This window comes from Halomonas sp. ATBC28, from assembly GCF_005937175.1.
Taxonomy (GTDB): Bacteria; Pseudomonadota; Gammaproteobacteria; order Pseudomonadales; family Halomonadaceae; genus Vreelandella; species Vreelandella titanicae.
Genome location: NZ_VCQL01000003.1, coordinates 211,539 through 232,519 on the forward strand (window position 1 = coordinate 211,539; position 20,981 = coordinate 232,519).

General features: G+C 51.1%; 17 protein-coding genes. 11 read left to right on the forward strand and 6 right to left on the reverse strand.

Annotated features, from left to right (window positions below; translation table 11 throughout):
* Positions 1 to 87: 87 nt before the first annotated feature.
* Positions 88 to 990, forward strand: a complete 903-nt coding sequence (locus tag E0L35_RS04555; protein WP_138799755.1) for an ABC transporter substrate-binding protein — start codon at positions 88 to 90, stop codon at positions 988 to 990.
* A 105-nt stretch (positions 991 to 1,095) separates the two neighbouring features.
* Complete coding sequence (gene fhuF, locus E0L35_RS04560) at positions 1,096 to 1,890, forward strand: siderophore-iron reductase FhuF (protein WP_138799756.1); 795 nt, start codon at positions 1,096 to 1,098, stop codon at positions 1,888 to 1,890.
* Between the two features lie 51 nt (positions 1,891 to 1,941).
* Here fhuF and uxaC read toward each other — a convergent pair whose 3' ends face one another.
* The 4 genes from uxaC to E0L35_RS04580 form a co-directional block, all read right to left on the reverse strand.
* On the reverse strand, positions 1,942 to 3,351 hold the full coding sequence (gene uxaC / locus E0L35_RS04565; protein ID WP_138799757.1) for a glucuronate isomerase: 1,410 nt from the start codon (positions 3,349 to 3,351) through the stop codon (positions 1,942 to 1,944).
* A gap of 74 nt (positions 3,352 to 3,425) precedes the next feature.
* Entirely contained in the window at positions 3,426 to 5,801 is a 2,376-nt protein-coding gene (locus tag E0L35_RS04570) for a TIM-barrel domain-containing protein (RefSeq protein WP_138799758.1), read from the reverse strand.
* Between the two features lie 61 nt (positions 5,802 to 5,862).
* Positions 5,863 to 7,161: a TRAP transporter large permease gene (locus E0L35_RS04575; protein WP_138799759.1), complete on the reverse strand. Its 1,299-nt coding sequence runs from the start codon at positions 7,159 to 7,161 to the stop codon at positions 5,863 to 5,865.
* Position 7,162: 1 nt separating this feature from the next.
* Complete coding sequence (locus E0L35_RS04580) at positions 7,163 to 7,687, reverse strand: TRAP transporter small permease (protein WP_009287128.1); 525 nt, start codon at positions 7,685 to 7,687, stop codon at positions 7,163 to 7,165.
* Between the two features lie 172 nt (positions 7,688 to 7,859).
* On the opposite strand from E0L35_RS04580, the gene E0L35_RS04585 reads away from it, so the two are divergent.
* From E0L35_RS04585 to E0L35_RS04605, 5 genes are all read left to right on the forward strand, one after another.
* Positions 7,860 to 8,894 carry a TRAP transporter substrate-binding protein gene (locus E0L35_RS04585; protein WP_212751659.1) on the forward strand — a complete coding sequence of 345 codons (1,035 nt, stop codon included), beginning with the start codon at positions 7,860 to 7,862 and terminating at the stop codon, positions 8,892 to 8,894.
* A gap of 25 nt (positions 8,895 to 8,919) precedes the next feature.
* The gene (locus tag E0L35_RS04590) at positions 8,920 to 10,749 is read left to right on the forward strand and encodes a glycoside hydrolase family 2 (protein WP_009287130.1); all 1,830 of its coding nucleotides are present in this window, start codon (positions 8,920 to 8,922) and stop codon (positions 10,747 to 10,749) included.
* A gap of 18 nt (positions 10,750 to 10,767) precedes the next feature.
* A complete protein-coding gene (locus E0L35_RS04595; RefSeq protein ID WP_027959959.1) occupies positions 10,768 to 11,496 on the forward strand; it encodes an FCD domain-containing protein in 729 nt (242 codons plus the stop codon).
* A gap of 42 nt (positions 11,497 to 11,538) precedes the next feature.
* Positions 11,539 to 12,711: a mannonate dehydratase gene (gene uxuA / locus E0L35_RS04600; RefSeq protein WP_171051116.1), complete on the forward strand. Its 1,173-nt coding sequence runs from the start codon at positions 11,539 to 11,541 to the stop codon at positions 12,709 to 12,711.
* Between the two features lie 155 nt (positions 12,712 to 12,866).
* Complete coding sequence (locus E0L35_RS04605; RefSeq protein ID WP_138799761.1) at positions 12,867 to 13,481, forward strand: LysE family transporter; 615 nt, start codon at positions 12,867 to 12,869, stop codon at positions 13,479 to 13,481.
* Positions 13,482 to 13,510: 29 nt separating this feature from the next.
* Here E0L35_RS04605 and ltaE read toward each other — a convergent pair whose 3' ends face one another.
* Positions 13,511 to 14,518, reverse strand: a complete 1,008-nt coding sequence (ltaE, locus tag E0L35_RS04610) for a low-specificity L-threonine aldolase (RefSeq protein ID WP_138799762.1) — start codon at positions 14,516 to 14,518, stop codon at positions 13,511 to 13,513.
* Positions 14,519 to 14,632: 114 nt separating this feature from the next.
* Between ltaE and E0L35_RS04615 the strand changes: the two genes are divergently transcribed.
* Together E0L35_RS04615 and speG are read left to right on the forward strand one after the other, a co-directional pair.
* Complete coding sequence (locus E0L35_RS04615) at positions 14,633 to 15,853, forward strand: FAD-dependent oxidoreductase (RefSeq protein WP_138799763.1); 1,221 nt, start codon at positions 14,633 to 14,635, stop codon at positions 15,851 to 15,853.
* A 75-nt stretch (positions 15,854 to 15,928) separates the two neighbouring features.
* A complete protein-coding gene (gene speG / locus E0L35_RS04620; protein WP_138799764.1) occupies positions 15,929 to 16,480 on the forward strand; it encodes a spermidine N1-acetyltransferase in 552 nt (183 codons plus the stop codon).
* Positions 16,481 to 16,577: 97 nt separating this feature from the next.
* Here the strand turns inward: speG and E0L35_RS04625 are convergent, their stop codons facing one another.
* The gene (locus tag E0L35_RS04625) at positions 16,578 to 17,339 is read right to left on the reverse strand and encodes a M48 family metalloprotease (protein ID WP_138799765.1); all 762 of its coding nucleotides are present in this window, start codon (positions 17,337 to 17,339) and stop codon (positions 16,578 to 16,580) included.
* Positions 17,340 to 18,537: 1,198 nt separating this feature from the next.
* Between E0L35_RS04625 and E0L35_RS04630 the strand changes: the two genes are divergently transcribed.
* Positions 18,538 to 19,299 (forward strand): metallophosphoesterase, encoded by a 762-nt coding sequence (locus E0L35_RS04630; RefSeq protein WP_138799766.1) that lies wholly within the window; start codon positions 18,538 to 18,540, stop codon positions 19,297 to 19,299.
* Between the two features lie 325 nt (positions 19,300 to 19,624).
* Positions 19,625 to 20,965, forward strand: a complete 1,341-nt coding sequence (locus tag E0L35_RS04635) for an enolase C-terminal domain-like protein (RefSeq protein ID WP_138799767.1) — start codon at positions 19,625 to 19,627, stop codon at positions 20,963 to 20,965.
* Positions 20,966 to 20,981 lie beyond the last annotated feature (16 nt).

The following is a 20,981-nucleotide window of genomic DNA, read 5'->3' on the forward strand; positions in this document are numbered from 1 at the left end:
TCAGCCTCAAAAAAAGAGGAAGGGGGGCAGCAGCCCCCGTTCTTGGAATTATCAATACTCGTCCTTAGTCGATCATAAGAGAATATCATGCCGGGTTTCACGATCGTTCTTAGGCGTTTATTTAATAGCGTAGTGACGATTGTCGTCATTGCGATTTTAACGCTGCCTACTAAAAGCCCAGCGTCTTCTAATAGTTCAGCCATTGCCGCTCTCGATATCCGTATCGTCGAAACACTGGTAGCGATGGATATAGTACCTACGTCGCTGACGGATCCTGAGGCCCAATACTTCTCTACCACTAGGTTGATGGGATCTACGAACCTTGGTATAGGCTTCCAGCCTAACTTGGAACTTCTAAGTCAAGTTTCGCCACAGCAGATTTTGGTTTCGCCGAATTTAGCTCAGATTTCTGCTCGGTTATCTGGTATTTCTTCATTGACGAGCCTAACGCCCTATGACATTGAAAAAAGGGCAGACTCATGGCGCCAGCTGACTTCTTTCACATGTGAGCTTGGCAAACACATTGATGATGAGAGGTCTGCGGAACGCTTAATACGCGAAACTGAACAGCATCTCCATGCATTGCGGGATAGTATCCCAGATAACCAGCCGCCCCTTTTAATCATTCGCTTAATGGATAACCGTCATGCTCGTGTCTTTGGTAACAGCAGCATGTTTCAAAGTGCCTTGGAGCAGTTGGGACTGACCAATGCCTGGCAAGGGGAAAGCAACCACTGGGGGTTTACGACTGTCAGCATTGACGCATTGATCGATATTGATGCTCGCTTGGTGATATTGGAAAGCCCCTACGCTAACAGCCCCGTTCATGAGCAATTTTCCGTACAGGGTACTTGGCAGCATATGCGCAGCTTACAGCGCGGGGATGAGATCTACTTGCCTGCGACTTTTCATCATTTCGGTGCTCTCCCTTCTGCCCTAGTCTTCTCCGAGGCTCTTGTTGAGGCCCTGGAAGCGCAAAATGGTCTTTGATGCCATTTATTTCCCGCAATATTGCACTTCTTCGTATTTCGGACTCTACGAGTGATAGATCACTCTAGACAGCTTTCAATCAACCTAGGATTCTGACGCCATCTAATGATCAAACTATTGTCTCCCATCTTTCAAGGTGATTGGGCACACTACGGTCAAGGTCTGATCTGTAGCGAGGCGGCGGAAAGCCATGCATACCTTCTTGCCGACCTGCTAAATGAGCCAGAGAAGATCGACGACATTTTGGTACAGCGCGCTCGCTTTTACGATTTTAACGACTTGCGGCCAGTGGCATCTGTCTGGCTGCTAAAATACGCCACTCTACTAATTCCGCCTATCGCCGCCGCCGCAACAGTACTGCAGCATGGATTCCCCGTTAAACCGGAGTATATTTCGGTAATATTGGATGAAAATGCAGCACCAGTCGCTTTCGTAATTCCTCATCTTGGCGAAAGCATTGCTGGGCTCGACGCTCAGCGACGCTATGTTCCTCTAATAAAAGAGCATTTGGAGCCGCTCATTACCTACCTTTCCTCGCGCACTCAAGTGCCGACCAAGATATTGTGGGGAAATGTTGCGCGGCGCTTAGAGACACTTCTTACGCTCGCACAACAGTTAGATTCATTTTCTCCCGGCACTGCCCAACGGGCTGCTAACGATAAAACGTACCTGCTGGAGCATCGCACCTGGCCCGGTAACAAACGCAACCCGATGTTCGGCACTAAACGGCAAACGATGCGGATAACAGAGGAGGGAGAAGTGCCGGTGCGGCTCCATCGGCACTGCTGCCTTGACTATCTTTTGCCAGGAGGCAGTTACTGCGGGCTCTGTCCACTTTCCCCTGAATTTCGCAAGCGAAAGGAGCGTCTGCCTGTGTCAAAAAGCACACCACTAAGCTAGATCACTGTTCGGTCAAGGGATCCATAAGTGTTAAAAAGATTTGCAATGAGTTCATTCAATGAACCAGCGGCGGGCGTTGTGGTAACAGATATCCGCAATGATCTCATCAAGCAGCTTGTGATCATTCGGTGCCAGCCCCTCAGAAACCCAACGCCCGACGATACGGCAAAGCAACCTTCTGAAATACTCATGTCGGGGAAAGGACAAGAAGGAGCGACTGTCCGTTAGCATGCCGGTGAAGGTAGACAACAGGCCCATTTGCGCCAGGTGGCTCATCTGGTTTTCCATGCCGTCAAGTTGGTCATTGAACCACCATGCAGTCCCCGCCTGTACCTTGCCTGCTATGCCACCGCTTTGAAAGTTACCCGCCGTGGTGACGATGATGGGGTTTTTACTGGGATCCAGCGCATAAAGAATGGTGCGCGGCAGCTCATTGGTGCTATCCATGCGATTCAGCAATTTGTTTAACGGCTCGGCAATGGGCTTATCTTGAATGGAATCAGCACCTGAGTCGCTGCCCGCCGCCGTTAATATTTGCGTACTGTTATTACGCAGTGGCCCTATGTGAAGTTGCATCACCAAATCAGCCCGCGCGTACCCACGGCCAAGCTCTACCAATACGGCCATACGGAAGCTCTCTGCTTCCTTTGGCGCTAAGGCTTTGCCCTGGCGGCCTTTTTTCAGAATGGCATCAAGTTGGCTTGCGCTTAGCTCATCGGCCTGCTCTAGCTGGCCAATACCGTGGTCGGCGGCACGGCAGCCGTTGGCAATGAAGTACTCCAGGCGATCCGTGAGTGCGCTTACCAGATGCTCGAAGGTGCTGATGGGCTGTCCGGTCAGGGTCTCCAGTTTTTCAAGGTAGTTATTGAAACCTGCGCCTTCGATTGCCAGCGCGCGATCCGGGCGAAAGGTAGGCACCATGGAAAGCTCACCTTTGTGTGGCGAGGCAGCAAATGCTTGGTGGTGCTCAAGGCGGTCGAGCGGGTCATCGGTGGTGCCAATGAGTTCGACCTTCATCTTTTTTAGCAAACCCTGGGCGCGGAACTCAGGCTGGCTCAGCATTGCTTGCGTGCTTTGCCAAATCTCCTCTGCGGTATCGCCGTTGATCAACTTGCCTTCATCACCAAAGTAGCGCCACAGTTCGAGATGGCTCCAGTGGTGCATGGGGTTGCCAATTGCCTTAGGCAGAATCTGGGCAAACGCCAGAAACTTCTCTTTATCTGTTGCGCTACCGGTAATGTGAGATTCAGGGACGCCCGCCCAGCGCATGACACGCCACTTGTAATGGTCATGGCTCAGCCATAGATCGCCCAGGTTGTCCCAGCTGCGATTGTGAGCCACTTCTTCGGGCGGAAGATGGTTGTGGTAGTCAATAATCGGCAAGTCCGCAGCTACATCATGGTAGAGGCGGCGTGCTGTTTCTGTATCCAGCAAGAAATCAGTGTGTAGGTAATTATTCATAGAAAAGCCTTCTGGTTTACCATTTCAGCGATAGCGGCTCGTGCAAAAGCGCCAAAGTAATGTGTTATCGCTGCTCACGACGCTTCTCCCACGGTGATTAGCCCGCCATGCTCTATGACGCGACCACCGTAGTGCAAGGGGCGATTTTCACCTGCTGGTAGCACTATATTGAGCTGTTTAAATGGAAAAGGCATATCCCCAGCCTGGCTGATTTGCAGTTCCAAACTATGCTCATCGCCGGTAAGCAGCAGAGTGGTGATGCAGTGCGGGCCATCTTTGGACTCGCCGTCATCATCGTAAATCAGTGAGGTGCAGGAAAACGATCCAGGCTGTGGAAACAGTGCCAACGTTCGGCCAACTTGCGCCTCCGGCGTTGCTTTTATGGCTTCATTAGCAAGCGGTAGTATTGATCCAGCCTTAACAAACAGCGGCATATCCGCCAATGAAACCGGCTTCTCGAACCACGTTCCAGGGGCATGCAGTTGGCCTGTCCAGTAGTCCCACCACCCTGCATGGTTGTCGGGCAAATAGATGCGCCGCTTATCTGCGCCTTGCTCCACCACAGACGCCACGAGTAGATCTCGCCCTAGCAGGAAGTCATCGGTGTCTGCATAGGCTTGCGCGTCATGCTCATGGTCGAGAAAAGTGGGCCTTATCATGGGTTCGTGGTTGTTTACTGCCTGCCAAAGACAGGTATAAAAATAAGGCAGCAAGCGGTAGCGGAATTGGATAGCGGCACGGATGCCGTCGGCAACGCTGGGGTGCGTCCAAGGCTCGGTCACAGAGCCATCGTTATTCCAACTGTGAATGGAGAACCGGGGGTGAAAAATGCCGTTCTGAACCCAACGGAGTAAAAGCTCTGGCCCAGGCTGGGGGCCAGCAAACCCGCCGACGTCATGCCCAATGTTGTAGATTCCCGAAAGCGACAGGCCCAGCCCCATGCGGATATTCCAACGCAGGCTCTCCCAACTGGTTTTGTTGTCTCCCGTCCAGGTCTGGGCAAACTGTTGTAGGCCAGCACAGCCTGAGCGGGTCACCACGTATGGGCGATGTTGGGGCGCATGTTGTGACTGCGCCTCCCATGAAGCATGAACCATCAACAGCGAATGCAAGGGCCGTATCAGCCCCACCTCGACCTCTTCACCAAAGCCAACGCAGCGAGCGCCATGATCCCACACTTCAAATTCGTTGTTATCATTCCAAGTGGAAGTGATGCCGAGGTTCAGCAGTTGTTGAGTGACGTTCTCTTTCCACCAACTGAGCGTATCGGGATTGGTGAAGTCGAGATGAGAGCCTTCATCGTCCCAGAAGCTTGAAAGCTCCGGTGTGTCAGATTCACTGTCTTGGATAAATAATTTATTGTTTGCCCCTTCTGCGTAGCGCGGGTGGTTCCTTAACAAGCAGGGCTTGATGTTGGCGATCAATCGCACCCCGGAATCATTAAAGGCTTTCGTCAACGTGGTTGGATTGGGCACCTTGTCGTTATTCCAATGAAACACATAACGCTTATCTTCAATGGAGGTGTAACCCGAAGAAAGATGAAAGCTGTCGCAGGGGATAGCCTCGTTCTCCAGCTTTCGCAAAAAGCCGATGAGCTGATCCTGAGCGTCGGGTGCATCGGTATAGGCCATGGTTGACCCGGAATAGCCCAGCGACCAGCGTGGCGGAAATGCCATCCCCCCGGTTAAGGCCAACTGGCTCTTCACCAGGTCTAGAAGCTGTGGAGACCAGCGGAAATAGTAATCCAGGTCGCCATCATCGGCCGTAAAGGAGCGATAAGGGGCGTGGTAGTTATCAAGCTCCTGCCCTATGTTCAATACACAGGTGTTCAAAGTGTCGTAGAAGATACTAAAACTACCGGTGGACGCGGTTTGGGTAAGGGTGAACGGCAGGTGTTTATACAACGGGTCGGTGCGCTCTGCGTCATATCCCATGGCGTCTAAACTGCGCATTTCGAAACGCCGCCCCGTCCGCTCCAACAGCCCGGCTTTTTCGCCCAAGCCATAAACCCGCTCATCGGGGTGCCGACGTAAATAGTGGGCGTGGGCATGGTTCTTAACGCCCAGCATATAAGCGCCGGTGGGTCTGTCTTCAGTTAAATACTTCCAGCCCTCACCCACGAAGGCTTCCCACCTAAAATGCAGTGGCTGAGAGACGATGAGCCGTAAGGCATCGGTCTCGATCTGCAACTGCCCATCCGACCACCCAAGCTTGTACTGGGGACAACTGAACCCCGTCACCGAATCACGAGAGCGGCCCTTTGGTAAGGTGTGGCCATCCGGGTTTACCGTCCATGAGCGGTTAAGGCGCCATGCACCATCTTTTAGCAGCCGCACTCGGAACAATTGGTTGTCGAGAATGTTGATGGAGATTAAATGTCTATCGTGCACTCTCAGTTGCACTGTCGTGTCGTCGTGGTGCTCCAGGCGCCAGTTTTTTAAGGTTTTCATTGTTTATCCTTTGATTCCTGAATTCAGGATTTAACGGTGGTCATCACCTGGAACCAACTCGTTAATAACCTAAAATAAGCTGGGGCAAAAATAAGCTGATTTGTGGAACGAAGGTCACCAGTAGAACAATGGCTATCAAGACTAAATAAAATGGCAGGATGGGTTTCATCACTTGACCAATGCTCACGCCACTGATGGAGCAGCCGACAAACAGTGCTGAGCCCACTGGCGGGGTACAAATGCCGACGCAGAGATTGATCGTCATGATGATGCCGAAGTGAACCGGGTCTATACCGATATCCTGCATCACTGGCATAAGGATAGGGGTGAAGATAAGCAGTGCTGGTGTCATATCCATAAAAGTACCAATCACCAGCAGTACGGCGGTAATGCACAGTAGAATGATGATCGGATTATCAGATATACCGATCATAAAAGAAGAGATCGTTAAAGGTATGTCGCCGAACGCCATGGCGCGGGACATGGCAATGGAGCAGCCGATTAAAAATAATACGATAGACGTTGTGACGACCGAGTCGATAAAGATCTTGGGAAGATCCGTTACCCCTATTTCTCTGTACCAACATAAAGACAGGAACAGTGAATAAGCAACTGCGATCGCTGAGGCTTCGGTCGCCGTAAATACGCCACTAATAATACCGCCAATCACCACTACAATAAGGCCTAAAGGTAATATCGCCCGGCGTACTGCTGATTTAACTTCAGCAAGGGAGGGTTTCTCCGCGACGGGGTAGCCCTTTCTTTTAGATATGATCCCTGCCACCACCATCAGGGATAAGCCCATGATGATACCGGGGATATAACCCGCCAAAAAAAGCGCGGCTATCGACGTGCCGCCAGTAATCAGCGAGTAAACAATGAGTGTTGTGCTGGGAGGAATCAACAGGCCCGTAGGACAAGAGGTGACGTTAATGGCTGTCGAAAAAGCAGGATCATAACCCTCCCGCTTCTGGATAGGAGCCATTACGCCCCCAACGGCCGCCGCTGACGCAACGGCTGAGCCGGATAAAGCGCCGAACAGCATATTGGAAATGATATTGACGTGGGCAAGCGAGCCGGGAAGCCTTCCGGCAAGCACTTTCGCTAAATCGATAAGGCGAAGTGCGATGCCGCCTCGATTCATAATGTTGCCAGCCAAAATGAAGAAGGGGATGGCTATTAACGTAAAGCTATCAAGCCCCGACGCTATTTGTTGGGCAACAATGCTGAGGGATTGGTCGACGCTCATGAATAGCAGGAAGGTGAGTGTCGCAGATACGCCAATCGCGAACGCAATGGGTATGCCTAAGACCATTAAAAGCGCGAACGACCCAAAAAGCACCAGGACGGTTATATTCATATTAATCTCTCTCTTGTGGAGCAGGTGCTTGTTGCGGATCGATAGTGAAGCCGCCCTCCGACTTAGGGTTAAGCCAAACCCGCCCTAAAAAGATAAAACAGTAAAAAATGATGATTAGCCCGGAAGCTGGAATGGGACCATATACATAGCCCATGGGGAGTCTCAACGTGGGGGTGATTTGGCCCGATGCCAGCGTTCGGGAGACCATTTGCCAACCACCCCAAACCATTACAAAGAAGGCAAAGCCAGCCACGATTAACAGTATGAGTGTATTAAGTAACTGACGTGAGCGGCCGTTTAAGGCAAGAGGCAATATATCAATGGCGAGATGTCGAGCTTGGCCAAAGGTGTAAGCACCTCCAAGTAGCGCTAACCACATGAACAACAAGCGAGCGATTTCACTTGTCGCTGTGCTTGGGGTGCCTAGTACGTACCGGGATAATACTTGCCACGTCACACTGACGACGATGATCAACAGTATTAAAAACACAGACGTGCCAAGCACATAGTCCATTGTGCGTTTCATACGTAAGACCTCTGGTTTTATTTTTGTGTATGGGTGACTAGCTTCTTACTCCCTAGTCATTGTGCAGAGAGTCGCTTCTACTCTAAAAGATGTCAACCAATTTGTTTTATTGGTTGACATGATATAGTCGGTAAGCCATCTTGCATCTGTAACTTAGAAAGTGAGTGCCTCAATGACAGTCGGCTTTCACAACAACAAGCATAACAAGCAGGAGAAACAGCTGATGACAACAAAAGCCTTGCGACATACGGCTCTAATCAGTGCGGCGCTGTTCATGTCAGCGGCCTCAGCTCAAGCCCAGACACTGCGGCTGAACCACAATAATCCTGAAGACCATCCTACTCATGTCAGCATGCAGTACATGAGTGAACGTCTTTCAGAGCTCACCGATGGTGAACTGGATATCCGCATTTATGCCAACGCACAGCTTGGCTCGCAGCGTGAATCCATGGAGTTGGTACAAAACTGTACATTGGATATGGCGCGCAGCAATACGGCCGAACTGGAAGCGTTCGAGCCAATGTACAGCGCCATGAATTTACCTTTCATTTTTGAAAGCGAAGAGCATTTTGAGCGGGTCATTAACGGAGATATTGGCCAAGATATTCTTAACGCGTCACGTGATAAAGGATTCATAGGGGTTGCCTTTTTAACCGAGGGGGCTCGCTCCTTTTATGGTGACCGGGCCATTCAATCGCCAGCAGACCTAGAGGGTCTGAATGTAAGAGTACAACCAAGCCCATCAGCGGTAAGAATGGTTGAGCTGTTGGGAGGTAATCCGACACCTATTGATTGGGGCGAGCTTTACAGTGCGCTGCAGCAAGGGGTGGTCGAGATGGCAGAAAATAACCCAACGGCCCTGACGAACGCGCGTCATGGCGAGGTAGCAAGCCATTTTTCGCTTGATGAACATACCATCATCCCATCCGTGGTCGTCATCTCCAGCTGCGCCTGGGATCGTATGTCGGAGGATCAGCAAGCGGCGATGAGACAGGCGGCATCAGAAGCTCAGGCATTCCATTCCGATTCCTGGAATAAAGCGGCAATGGCAGCATTGGAAACCGCAGAGACTGAGATGGGGGTTGAGATTAATGAAGTAGATAAAGCGCCCTTTATTGAAGCGGTCATGCCTATGCACGATGAAGTGGCCAACCAATCTGCTGAATTGGCCGACCTAATCAGTCGAATCAAGGCAGAGGCTAACTAAAACCGCTGCAGGGGAGGTGGGAGAGATGCTAGAGCGATCATCCTTGGCTGAGAATGCCCTCACGTCGTTACATGACGAAGAGTACGACGTGCCGTTGAATCTGCAAAATCTGAACCACTCCACCATGGTGTTCACGAAAGGTCGCACGTCAACGTCGCTTAACGGCAGTTGGAATTTTTGCGTGGATTTGCTTGATACAGGTCTGCGTCAAAAATGGTATGAAATGCAGCCGGCCAACCCTGTTGATCGCATTGAACCCTGGGACTACGACCCATTTATGGGTGAGTCCATCCCGGTGCCCTCAAACTGGGCCATGTTAAAGGAAAAATGGTACTTCTTTGAGGGCAGTGCTTGGTACACCAAAAAGCTGCCCCCAGAGCTTTTTAAAAAGCGAGAGAGTGACGCGGAATCAGACCAACGCTACATCCTTAGGGTCGGTGCGGCTCAGTACGACTGTAAAGTATTTCTTAACGGAAAATTCCTAGGCAATCACTATGGCGGCTCGACGCCCTTCTACGTTGAGTTGACGGATGACCTTGCCGAAGAAACCAATTGGCTGATGCTGTGTGTCAATAATACCCGTACGCTGGATCGCGTACCGATGCGCAATACAGACTGGTTTAATTACGGTGGCGTTTACCGCGAGGTCGAGCTCTTTAGCTTACCCAGAGAATTCATTCGCGATATGTTCATTCGCCTTTCTCAGGATGGAAGGGCGATAGAGGTTGATGTAGTTGTTGATAGAGCTGTTGATAGCGCTGTTGATGGCCCCAGCATTCACCATGCTCACCTTGAGATACCTGAATTAGGAATTGCTCAAAAGATTAACATTGAACATGGCAAAGGTACTTGCCGAATAGCAGCAGAGCCAGAGCGATGGTCGCCTGAAAACCCACGCCTATATAAAGTGGTGCTGACGGCTGGTGAAGACCGTATCACTGACAATGTCGGATTCCGCTCCATCGTTCGCCAAGGGGTAGATATTCTCCTAAACGGCGAGCCTATCTGGCTACGCGGCATTTCTGTCCATGAAGACGACGACATCCTAGGGAAAGTGACGTCCGACGAAGACATTCGCAGACGGCTCGCTCATGCGAAAGAGCTTGGGTGCAATTTTCTTCGCCTCGCGCACTACCCCCATCATGAACGCGCAGCTGAACTAGCCGATGAGATGGGCTTTTTATTGTGGCAAGAAATTCCCGTTTACTGGGCCATTGACTTTGATAATCACAACACGCTTAAAGACGCTAAAAACCAACTCATTGAGTTAATAAAGCGTGATCGCAATAGAGCTAGCGTCATTATTTGGTCGATTGGCAACGAGAATCCAGATACGGATAGTCGTCTCTCTTTTATGCGTGACCTGGCTGAAACTGCACGCCTATATGACCCCACGCGCTTAGTCGCCGCAGCGTGCCTAATTAATCATGCAAAATTGAAAATTGAGGATCGGTTAGTCGACCATTTAGACGTTATAGGCATTAATGAGTACTACGGTTGGTACGATGAAAACTTCGACGACCTGTACGCCATCGGAAAAAATTCCGATCCTGATCGCCCCGTCGTCATTTCTGAAACAGGGGCGGATGGCGATAACTCGTCTCAAGGCCCATCTGAAGGCCTGTTCAGCGAAAAGTATATGGCGGATGTTTATCGGCGGCAGATCGATACGCTGCAAAAATTAGCGTATATCAAAGGCATTTCTCCTTGGATTTTATACGATTTTAGAGTTGAGCGAAGACAAAATATCTTCCAGAGAGGATTTAATCGAAAAGGGTTAATTGCTGCTGATAAATCTACAAAAAAAGAAGCATTTAATGTTCTAGCTTCTTTTTACCACTCTATAAAAGATTAAAAATGGAAATGAAATCTAATGCATAAAGGTTTACGGCGTTACCAAGAGCTGGCTCGCGACTTAAAGATTTTGATTCAGCAGAAAGGGTATAAAGTCGGCGATCGTATTATGACTGAGCGTCAGATTTCAGAGGCTTTGAACGTGGGCAGGTCTGCCGCACGCGAAGCCATACTCATGCTTGAAATTGAAGAGCTGGTTGAAGTGAGAAAAGGGTCTGGCATCTATTTGCTTTCCGACAGTCGCTCGGTAGCACAGCCTGTTGTGGATGATATAGGACCGTTTGAACTGTTACAGGCAAGGCAGCTTTTGGAAAGCAGCATCGCCGGCTTTGCCGCGGTGTCAGTCACCAAAAACGATATTGTACGCATGCGGGAAGCGCTTGATATGGAGCGCAAGGGCATTGAAGAAAAGAATAACGACTACTCCAGTGATGAACTATTCCATCGCCTGATAGCAGAGGCCACGCAAAACAGTGTACTGGTCGATATGGTTTCTGAACTGTGGGCCAAAAGAGACCAGAGCTTGATGTGGGCCAGACTGCATGAGCGGATATTTGATACCAACTACCGAGAAAAATGGCTAAAGGATCATCAGGATATTCTCTCTGCACTGCAGCTAAAAGATGCCGAAGGGGCGCGTAAGGCGATGTGGGTTCATTTAGATAACGTCCGAGACACCCTAATGGAGCTTTCCGACGTGGAAGACCCGAATTTTGACGGTTATCTGTTTAACAAGAGCACGATTTAATAAGAGCATTATTTAACACTAATAATACGGGGGAGAAGGTTGATGAAACATACATGGCGCTGGTTTGGGCCGGACGATCCAATCAGCTTGTCGGATGTACGACAAGCTGGCTCGACTGGTGTTGTGACGGCTCTGCATCACTTACCGAACGGTTGTGTGTGGCCCTTGAGTGAAATCATGGAGCGTAAAGCTATTATCGAAGCTGCTGGGCTTGAGTGGACAGTGGCAGAAAGCATTCCAATTCATGAGGATATAAAGACTCACGCCCATGGTTGGGAAACACTGGCCGATGCCTGGGCAGAAAGTACCATTAACCTTGCCGAGGCTGGCATAAAAACCATCTGTTACAACTTTATGCCGGTTCTTGATTGGACCCGGACGTCCTTGCGCCATGAGTTACCTGATGGGGCCTTATGCTTAAGGTATGACGCGCTTAGCGTCGTCGTTTTTGATTTGCTTATATTGCAGCGCCCCGGCGCAGCGTCAGATTATGACGAGAAAACGCAGGAATCAGCCCGGGCTCGCCTATCTGAAATGAACGCAGATCAGGTTGAGGAATTAACGAATACTATTATTGCTGGCCTACCAGGCGCTGAAGAAAGCTACAGTCTCGATAGCTTCAGCGAGCGGCTCGCTGCCTACAAAGACATTACCGCCGAGGTTTTGAGAGAAAACCTCGCTTCGTTTCTCTCAAGAGTCATTCCAAAGATAGCGCATACAGGCGTTCGATTAGCGATTCATCCAGACGATCCACCGTATTCTCTGTTCGGGCTGCCGAGAGTGGTCTCAACCGCCCAGGACTTAAGAGATATTGCGAATATGGTCGATTCGCCGGTAAATGGTTTCACGCTCTGCTCTGGATCACTGGGCGTACGAGCTGATAACGATGTGCCTGCAATATTGCAAGAACAGGCGGATAGAGTGCATTTTTTGCACTTACGAAATACTACCTTGGAAGCAGATGGGGCCAGTTTCCACGAAGATGCCCATTTAGAGGGTGATACCGATATGGTTCGCCTAATCGATATCATTCTGGACATTGAAGCAAAAAGGGGCGAACAACTTCCCTTCCGTCCAGACCATGGTCATGCGATGTTGAGTGATTTGCGCAGCGACTTTAAGCCTGGCTACCCGGCAATCGGGCGTTTGCGCGGCATGGCGGAAATTCGTGGTGTTGAGCGTGCGCTTCAGTTCACACGTTCCAACAAACCATAGCCTTGGAATCAAAATAGATAGGTTGTGTGTAAGAGGGTGAGTATAAGAAAAACTAATACCCCATTAGCAGGATGATTTTTAGCAATCAGCATTCCCAGTTACTTTATTGCCAGATTAATTAACGCGACGCTAATTCCGGCAATGGGGGCAGGGCAATGTGGGAAAGTTATATCACCGGGCTGGTGGTGTGCGGCGGGATTATCATGGCGATTGGGGCGCAAAACGCCTACATCCTTGGGCTGGCTATTCGTCGTGAGTACCACTGGTGGTCGGCAGGGTTGTGCATCAGCGCGGATATTATCCTGCTCACGGCGGGCATGTTTGGGGTGAGTGCTTTTCTGCTAACGATGCCCAACGCATTGGAGGCAATGCGCTGGGTGGGCGTAGTGTTTTTAAGCTGGCTGGCGGCTCAGGCGCTGTTTAGAGCCTTTAGCGGGCGGCAAGGGTCAAGTGCCGAAGCGGGCAAAGCGCGCAGCTTAACCAAAGTGATTTTCGCCACTCTTGCCGTCACCGTGCTTAACCCCCAGGTGTATCTGGATACGCTGCTGCTAATACCCGCCATTGGCGCCCAGCAGGAGAGCGCCGGTGTGTTTGTGGCGGGGGCATCTACTGCGTCCATCCTTTGGTTCAGCCTTCTGGCCTGGGGCGGCGCTGCGCTTTCGCCTTGGCTTTCAAAACCCATCGCATGGCGCATTATCGATGGCCTGATTGGCTTGATGATGGCGGGTATCGCCGTGCATCTTGCTCTAGGGGCGACATCGCTTAGCTAAGCCATTTATTGGTTAATGACGACTCGTTTTTAATGGCGACTAAAATAGGCCTCCATCACCGCGATGACTTTGTCGATATCTGCGTCATCAAGATCACGATGGGTAACGAAACGCGTGGCGTAAAGCAGCTCAATCAAAATGCCGTGCTCTTTTAGCCAGGCGGAGAGTGGCTTTACATGCTCGTCGGGAAAATGCGCGAATACCATATTGGTTGTCTGAGCGCTGATCTCGACTCCTGGCAGCTTTGCTATGCCCGCTGCAAGGCGCTCTGCACGGCGGTGATCGTCGGCTAAGTCTGCCACGTGGTGATCTAACGCATACTGGCAGGCGGCGGCGATAATACCTGATTGGCGCATGCCACCACCCACCACTTTACGCCAGCGCCGAGCGTGGTCGATCAATGCTTGTGAGCCCACCAGCGCCGACCCTATTGGCGTACCCAGGCCTTTTGAGAAGCACAGCGACACGCTATCGAACGGCAGGCAGAGCTGCTTGAGCGAGGTGTCGGTTGCGACAGCGGCATTGAATAAGCGCGCCCCGTCTAAATGCGTTGCCAGGCCACGCTCGCGAGCAAGCTCTGTGGCTTTTAATACGTAGTCTACGGGCAGCACTTTGCCGCCAATGGTGTTTTCTAATGCCAGCAGCTTAGTACGCGCAAAGTGAAAATCGTCGGCTTTAATCGCGGCACTGATTTTTTCCAGTGGCAGGCTACCGTCAGCGGCGTTTTCAATGGGCTGGGGCTGGATACTGCCCAGCACCGCGGCGCCACCGCCTTCCCAACGATAGGCGTGCGCGGACTGCCCAACAATGTACTCATCGCCGCGCTCGCAATGGGACATTAGTGCCACTAGGTTGCTTTGAGTCCCACTAGGAAACAGCAGTGCCGCTTCTTTACCTGCCTGTTCGGCCAGGTTGGCTTGAAACGCGTTGACCGTTGGGTCATCGCCCCACACATCATCGCCAACCGGGGCGGCCATCATGGCGTCTTTCATGGCAGAGGTCGGGCGGGTCACCGTATCACTGCGTAAATCAATCATGCGCATCTCCTTTGTTGTGTGGAGCAATCACTCGGAAGCGTTTTCTCAAGCAAGTTCTGGGGAACCATCTATGGTTAACAGCATACTGCAAGTCTCTCAAGCAAAGGCAAACAGATGGATCTGAAAAGTGGTTATCCCTTTTGGGCAGTCAAAAATGGCCTGTTGAAAACCTTTCCTCAATTGACTCGCGATCACCAATGCGAGGTTGTTGTGATTGGTGGCGGTATTACGGGGGCGTTGATTGCTGATGAGCTAAGCCGCAGTGGCCACCATGTGGTGGTGCTTGAACGCCGGGATGTTGGGTGGGGCAGTTCAGCCGCCAGTACGGCTTTGCTGCAGTACGAAATTGACACCCATATGACAGAGCTAGCCGAGTGCTATGGCGAAGCCGATGCAGTGCGTGCTTACCGCGCCTGTGCAGAAGCCATTGGCGAGCTTGAGTCCCTGGCGGCAGGGCTGGGCGATGTGGACTTTGAGCGTCAGCAAAGCCTTTACTATGCCAGTAGCGAAGAGGATGTCGCATCGCTTCAGGAGGAATTGGCGCTGCGTCAAAAACACGGTTTTGAAGCCGAGTGGCTTGAACGCGAGGCTATTTTGGCGGAGTACGGCTTTGAGGCACCCGGCGCTATTCTTACTCAGCTAGCCGCCACTATTGATCCTTATCGCATGGCATATCAGCTGTTTTCCAGGGTGGTCGAGCGTGGGGGAGAAGTATATGACCGCACACAGATGGAGACGATGACGCCGGATGATCAAGGCGTCACGCTCACTCTGGCCAATGGCGCCAAGCTGCGTTGCCAGTACGTAGTGATGGCCGCAGGGTATGAGTCTCAAGCCTGGCTGCCAGAAAAGGTGGCCGTCAATCGCAGTAGCTATGCGCTGATTACCGACCCACTACCGCCAGAGGCATTGGGCAAACTGCGCCACACCATGATGTGGGAATCATCGCGCCCCTACCTGTATATGCGCACTACCTGCGATGGACGACTTCTCGTAGGGGGAGACGACGACGATGAAGATATTCCCAAGCGCCGCGATGCGAGGGTAGAAGAAAAGGCCGAAGGGCTAACAGCTAAAATAGAAACGCTATGGCCTAAACTCGAGATTAATCCTACATTCTCTTGGGGTGGCACCTTTGCTGAAACCGACGACGGTCTACCTTTTTTCGGCCCGCATGACGCCCTAGGCCCACGCGTTCATTTTGCCATGGCCTACGGCGGCAACGGCATTAGCTATAGCATGATAGGCGCCAAACTGCTGCGCGCGCTTATAGAGGGTAGAGAACACCCTTTGGCGGAGCTGTTTTCATTTAGACGCCTGGCCAAGATGGCCTAACCTAAAGGCAAGAACCGAGTGGCGGGCAAGTTTAAAACGAGTATTCTTAACGGATATTCATAAGGAAAGCGGGCAATGGGCCATACACTTTATTTGCGTGCACTGGAGCGCAACGACCTGCGCTTTGTTCATGAGCTAAATAATAACCAGAGCATTATGTCGTACTGGTTTGAAGAGCCTTACGAGTCATTTGATGAGCTGGAGGAGCTGTATAACAAGCATATCCATGACAACGCCGAACGGCGCTTTGTCGCGGAAGATAGCCATGGAAATGCTATCGGTCTGGTGGAACTGATCGAGATCGACTACATCCATCGCAGCGGCGAGTTTCAAATCATTATTACCCCGGAGCATCAGGGCAAAGGGTTTGCGCGCACGTTAATTCGCCAAGCGCTGCATTACTCGTTCACCATTCTAAACCTGCACAAGGTATATCTCATTGTGGCGGTGGATAATGTCAAAGCGATTCATCTTTACGAGGAGAGTGGCTTTATAGAAGAGGGCCACTTGGTGCAGGAGTTCTTTATCAATGGCAAGTACCGCGATGTAAAGCGAATGTATATCTTGCAGGACACGTACCTGACGCAACTGTCCGAACAGCAAGAAGTGGGTGGCGAGTGGGCTTAGTGGGGGTAAGAAAAATCGGTAAACCTAAGCAACCGATACTCCTGCCATTCATTATCAAGACTAACTTGGCAGGAGTACCAGTACCAGTGTCTGAGCTTTACTGGAACGAAGCTTCTAGGCGCTCTGCACGATCACCCGCTGCTGGGTGGCTGGAGAAGACGCTGCTGTTGTTGCCGTATTTGGCTTCCATTTTGCGTAGAGCTGCAACTGAAGCCTCTGCATTCATGTCGTGGCGCTGCATTAGCTCAATGGCATAGTCATCAGCTGCACTCTCTTGGCTTTGAGAGAACTGAGCATTGATCAGTTTTTCGCCCAGGTCACCAAGCTCAGAGCTTGATAGTGCGGCGGCGGTCGTACTGCCGCTGGCCGCAGCTGCTTCACGTGCAGCGGAAGCAGCATAGGCAACCTGGAATGCACGCTTGGAGTGTCCTAACGAGACGTGGCCGATCTCGTGGGCGATAACGTAACGCACTTCATCGTCGGTCATCTCATCCATCAGCCCGCTATGCAGTCGGATGGATCCGTTGGGTACCGCAAAAGCATTCATTTCTTCTATTCGATAAACGTTATAGTCAAGCGTATGGCCGTCGACTGTTTCCCAGCCTTGGGTCAGCTTCGCTAAACGTTGTGCATACTGGCTGTCTTCTGCAACAAGGTGGTTCTGGGAGTCAAGCTGGGCAATGGTTTGATCGCCTAGTTGCTGCATTTGCTGATCTGACATCGTGGCAGCGCCGGCTAAGCTGGAGCCCGCAGACATTAAGCCTCCGAGATCAGCGCCTGATTGACAGCCGCTAAGGGCGAGTGTCGCCACTAAACCTAAAGCATAAGATGTTTTGCGAACCAAAAAAGGTGTTTGCATCGTCCGTTCCTTCGTCAATGTGCGTGCATAACAAGAAGAGTCTGCACGTTGAGTATTGCGCCTTTATCAGCCGAATTAATATTAGACTATTTCTTTATATAACTCCACACCCAGCCGTGAAGTAAATGATTTGGAGTGACTATGTATACTGAAGCGTCGAGGTGGTTATCATTAATCCACTAGGTATTGCAATACTATTCGTTTTTTTAAAGAGGTGACAAATATAATTAAGCCTAATGGTAGCGAGCATTAAAGCGGTTCATCTGGTAAGGGGCGCGGGTAAGCAGAAGAGCGTTATCTTATACAGACGTCTTGTGTCAAGAGACTATGTTGCAGGGTAATGCATGGCTGCGTAAAGCATAGTTATAGCCTGGAGGTCGTATATTTAGACCTGATAGTGATGCTTGTCCATTTAACTAGGTAAAAAACGCCTCGCTGAAACGAGGCGTTGAGCGGCGTTGAACCAATATGACGTTTGGGGACTTAGCGCAGGTAAGCTTTAATAGCGTCAAGTGCCGCACGTTGTTGGCGGGCACGCTGTGCCCATACTTCCATAACATCTACTTCCAACGCTTGTGTTGGGGTGACTAAGTGTTGCATGGCGTTCACTCCTCTTTCAGGGGACAGGGAATGCGATGAGACCTTGTTGTAAAACTCATGTTGTAAAGCCTTCAAGTTGTAGAAAGCTTATGTTGTACACAGCCTGTGTTGTGCATGGCAGCAATTTAGCTGTGGTCGGATATTAAGAGCTTTTTTTACTCAGGGCTAGTCCTAACGATGTAGGTGATTTGCCATTTTTCGTAAGCCATGGCTTACAAATATCTGTGTTTGGATATTAGGTCTTTGAATGGAAAAGGTTTTCATAGGTATAAAAAAGCCGGAAAATATCCCGGCTTCGGTGATTATCTTTGGTCTAAAGGGCGCAAAAGCACCTGAATTAGCCTAAATAGGCTTTCAGCGCTTCAACTGCGGCACGATGCCATTGAGCATTCAAGCTCCAGAACTCTAGAACTTCATTATCGCGTGCAGGGGGGGTTATTAAAAAAGTCATTGTGCGGTCCTCCTATTGGGACGACATCGTTATTATAGCCTATTTTTGCTGCAATGCAGCATGCCTTGACGTGACACCGATGCCCTGCGACAACGTGTCCTAGGCCGGGTAAGATCGTTTAAATAGGTATTTGTTACGAGGAGCCCTATGCGTCTGCGTATTTTGTCTGACCTGCACCTGGAGTTTTTTGACGGGAACCGCGAGCTGCCTGAGGTGGAGGCAGATGTAGTGGTTCTGGCGGGGGATATTCACCGTAAGTGCGAAGGCCTTGCCTGGGCGCGCCACCAGTTTCCAGACACGCCGATTATCTATGTACCAGGCAACCATGAGTTCTACGGTACCTGCATGCCGCTGCTGCGTGATGAGCTGGCGCTCGAAGCCGAGCGGCTCGACATTGAGCTTCTGGATAATCGTGCCGTCACCTTCAATGGCGTACGCTTTTACGGTACAACGCTATGGACTGACTTTGCGTTGTACGCCGGTGACCCAACGCAAAACCCCGCCGATACTGAGTCTAAGGCGTTGCGCTACATGCCCGACTTTAAAATCGTTCAAACCTCGCCAGGGGAGACATTCACACCTCAGGCAAGCCAGCAGGTGCATGCAGAAGCGCTTGCTTGGCTCGAAAAAGAGCTGTCCCAGCCGTTTGATGGCCCTAAGGTGGTGGTTAGCCATCATGCCCCGCTACACGACTGTATCCCAGGCCAATATCTGGGCGACGCGTTATCCCCCGCGTTTGCTTCCCACTTGCCTCATTTAATGGGCAATATGGATGTATGGGTACACGGACATGTTCACGAACCCGTGGATATTCTGCGTAACGGCACGCGTATCATTGCCAACCCTGGTGGATACCCTGATGAGTTTACTCCAGCGGTGTTTAAGCCAGGCTGGGTGGTTGAAGTATAAAAATAAATAAAATCAGTTATTTAATGTCTTTTTTAGGTTGTTAATCACTTGCTGGCAGTCATGCCAGCAAGTGCTACTTTGGTTTAATTTTCACTACTGCTGCTTGCGTCTGAAAGTCATGCTACTTATCTTCTTGTTTGTATGATGTATGACATATTGATCCGGATAATTAGATCGCCTATGCCAAGCAGCGAAGAGTGGGTTTGAGTTTAAAAGTCTTTGATTGACCAACAAGGGCTGCGTTTGTCCGCCTTCGTTATTTTAATGCGGCAATGAGCGGGATGCTGATCTGCGCGCTAACACCGCCTATATGGAGAATTGTTTTATGTCGAGTCACGACACTCCCACGATAACCGATATGCAGGTCATTCCCGTGGCAGGGCGCGATAGCATGTTACTCAATATCGGTGGAGCGCACTCGCCGTATTTTACCCGCAACCTGGTTATCCTCAAGGATAGTCACGGTAATGTAGGGGTGGGCGAAGCCCCCGGTGGCGAGACGATTCAGACGTCACTTGAGCAGTCAAGAGAGATGGTGGTCGGTCAGTCGATCGGAAAAATGCGCTCCATGATTGCGTCGTTGCACAATGCCGGACGGAGTGCCGATTTTGAAGATTTCGGTAAAGGATCCTGGACATTTGAGCTACGCATCAATGCAGTTGCCGCGCTTGAAGCGGCGTTACTTGATTTGATGGGGAAATTTCTGGGAGTGCCGGTGGCAGAGCTCCTAGGCAACGGCAAGCAGCGTGACAGCGTTGACGTGCTGGGATACTTATTCTTTATCGGTGATGGGCACGCTACGCCGTTGGATTTCCGCCGTGGCACCGGGGGCTTGGATCACGACTGGTACTGTTTGCGCGACGAGGCGGCCATGACCCCTCAGCACATTGTTGAGCTAGCTCAGGCGGCGCACGATCGATACGGCTTTAAAGACTTTAAGTTAAAGGGCGGGGCTCTGGCTGGCGAGCAAGAAATAGCGGCCGTCAAGGCGCTGCACAATGCGTTTCCGGATGCGCGCACGACCATTGACCCTAACGGTGCTTGGTCGCTCGAAGAGGCGATCCGGCTGTGCAAGGATCTCCACGGTGTGATTGCCTACGCAGAGGATCCTTGCGGGGCAGAACAGGGCTTTTCCGGTCGCGAGATTTTAGCTGAGTTTCGCCATGCCACCGGTCTGCCTGTCGCCACCAACATGGTAGCCACCAACTGGCGGGAAATGGCCCACGCGCTGATGCTGCGCTCAGTCGATATTCCATTAGCCGACCCGCACTTCTGGACACTTTCCGGTGCTGTACGTGTCTCCCAGCTCTGCCAGGATCATGGTATGACCTGGGGCTCGCACTCCAACAATCATTTCGATATTTCGCTTGCCATGTTCGCCCAGGTGGGGGCCGCCGCCGTGGGGCGCACAACCGCGCTTGATACCCACTGGATATGGCAGGAGGGCGACGCTCGCCTGACTCGCAATCCGCCGGAGATTGTGGGTGGCAAAGTGGCCGTAACCGATGCGCCGGGGCTTGGGGTCGACATCGATATGAAGGCCATAGAGGAGGCTAATAAGCTCTATCGTTCACTGCCTGCTGGTGCTCGGGATGATGCGATGGCAATGCAGTATTTGATAGATGATTGGAAGTTTGATCCGAAAAAGCCAGCGTTAGTGCGCTGAGTGAATACCCTAAACA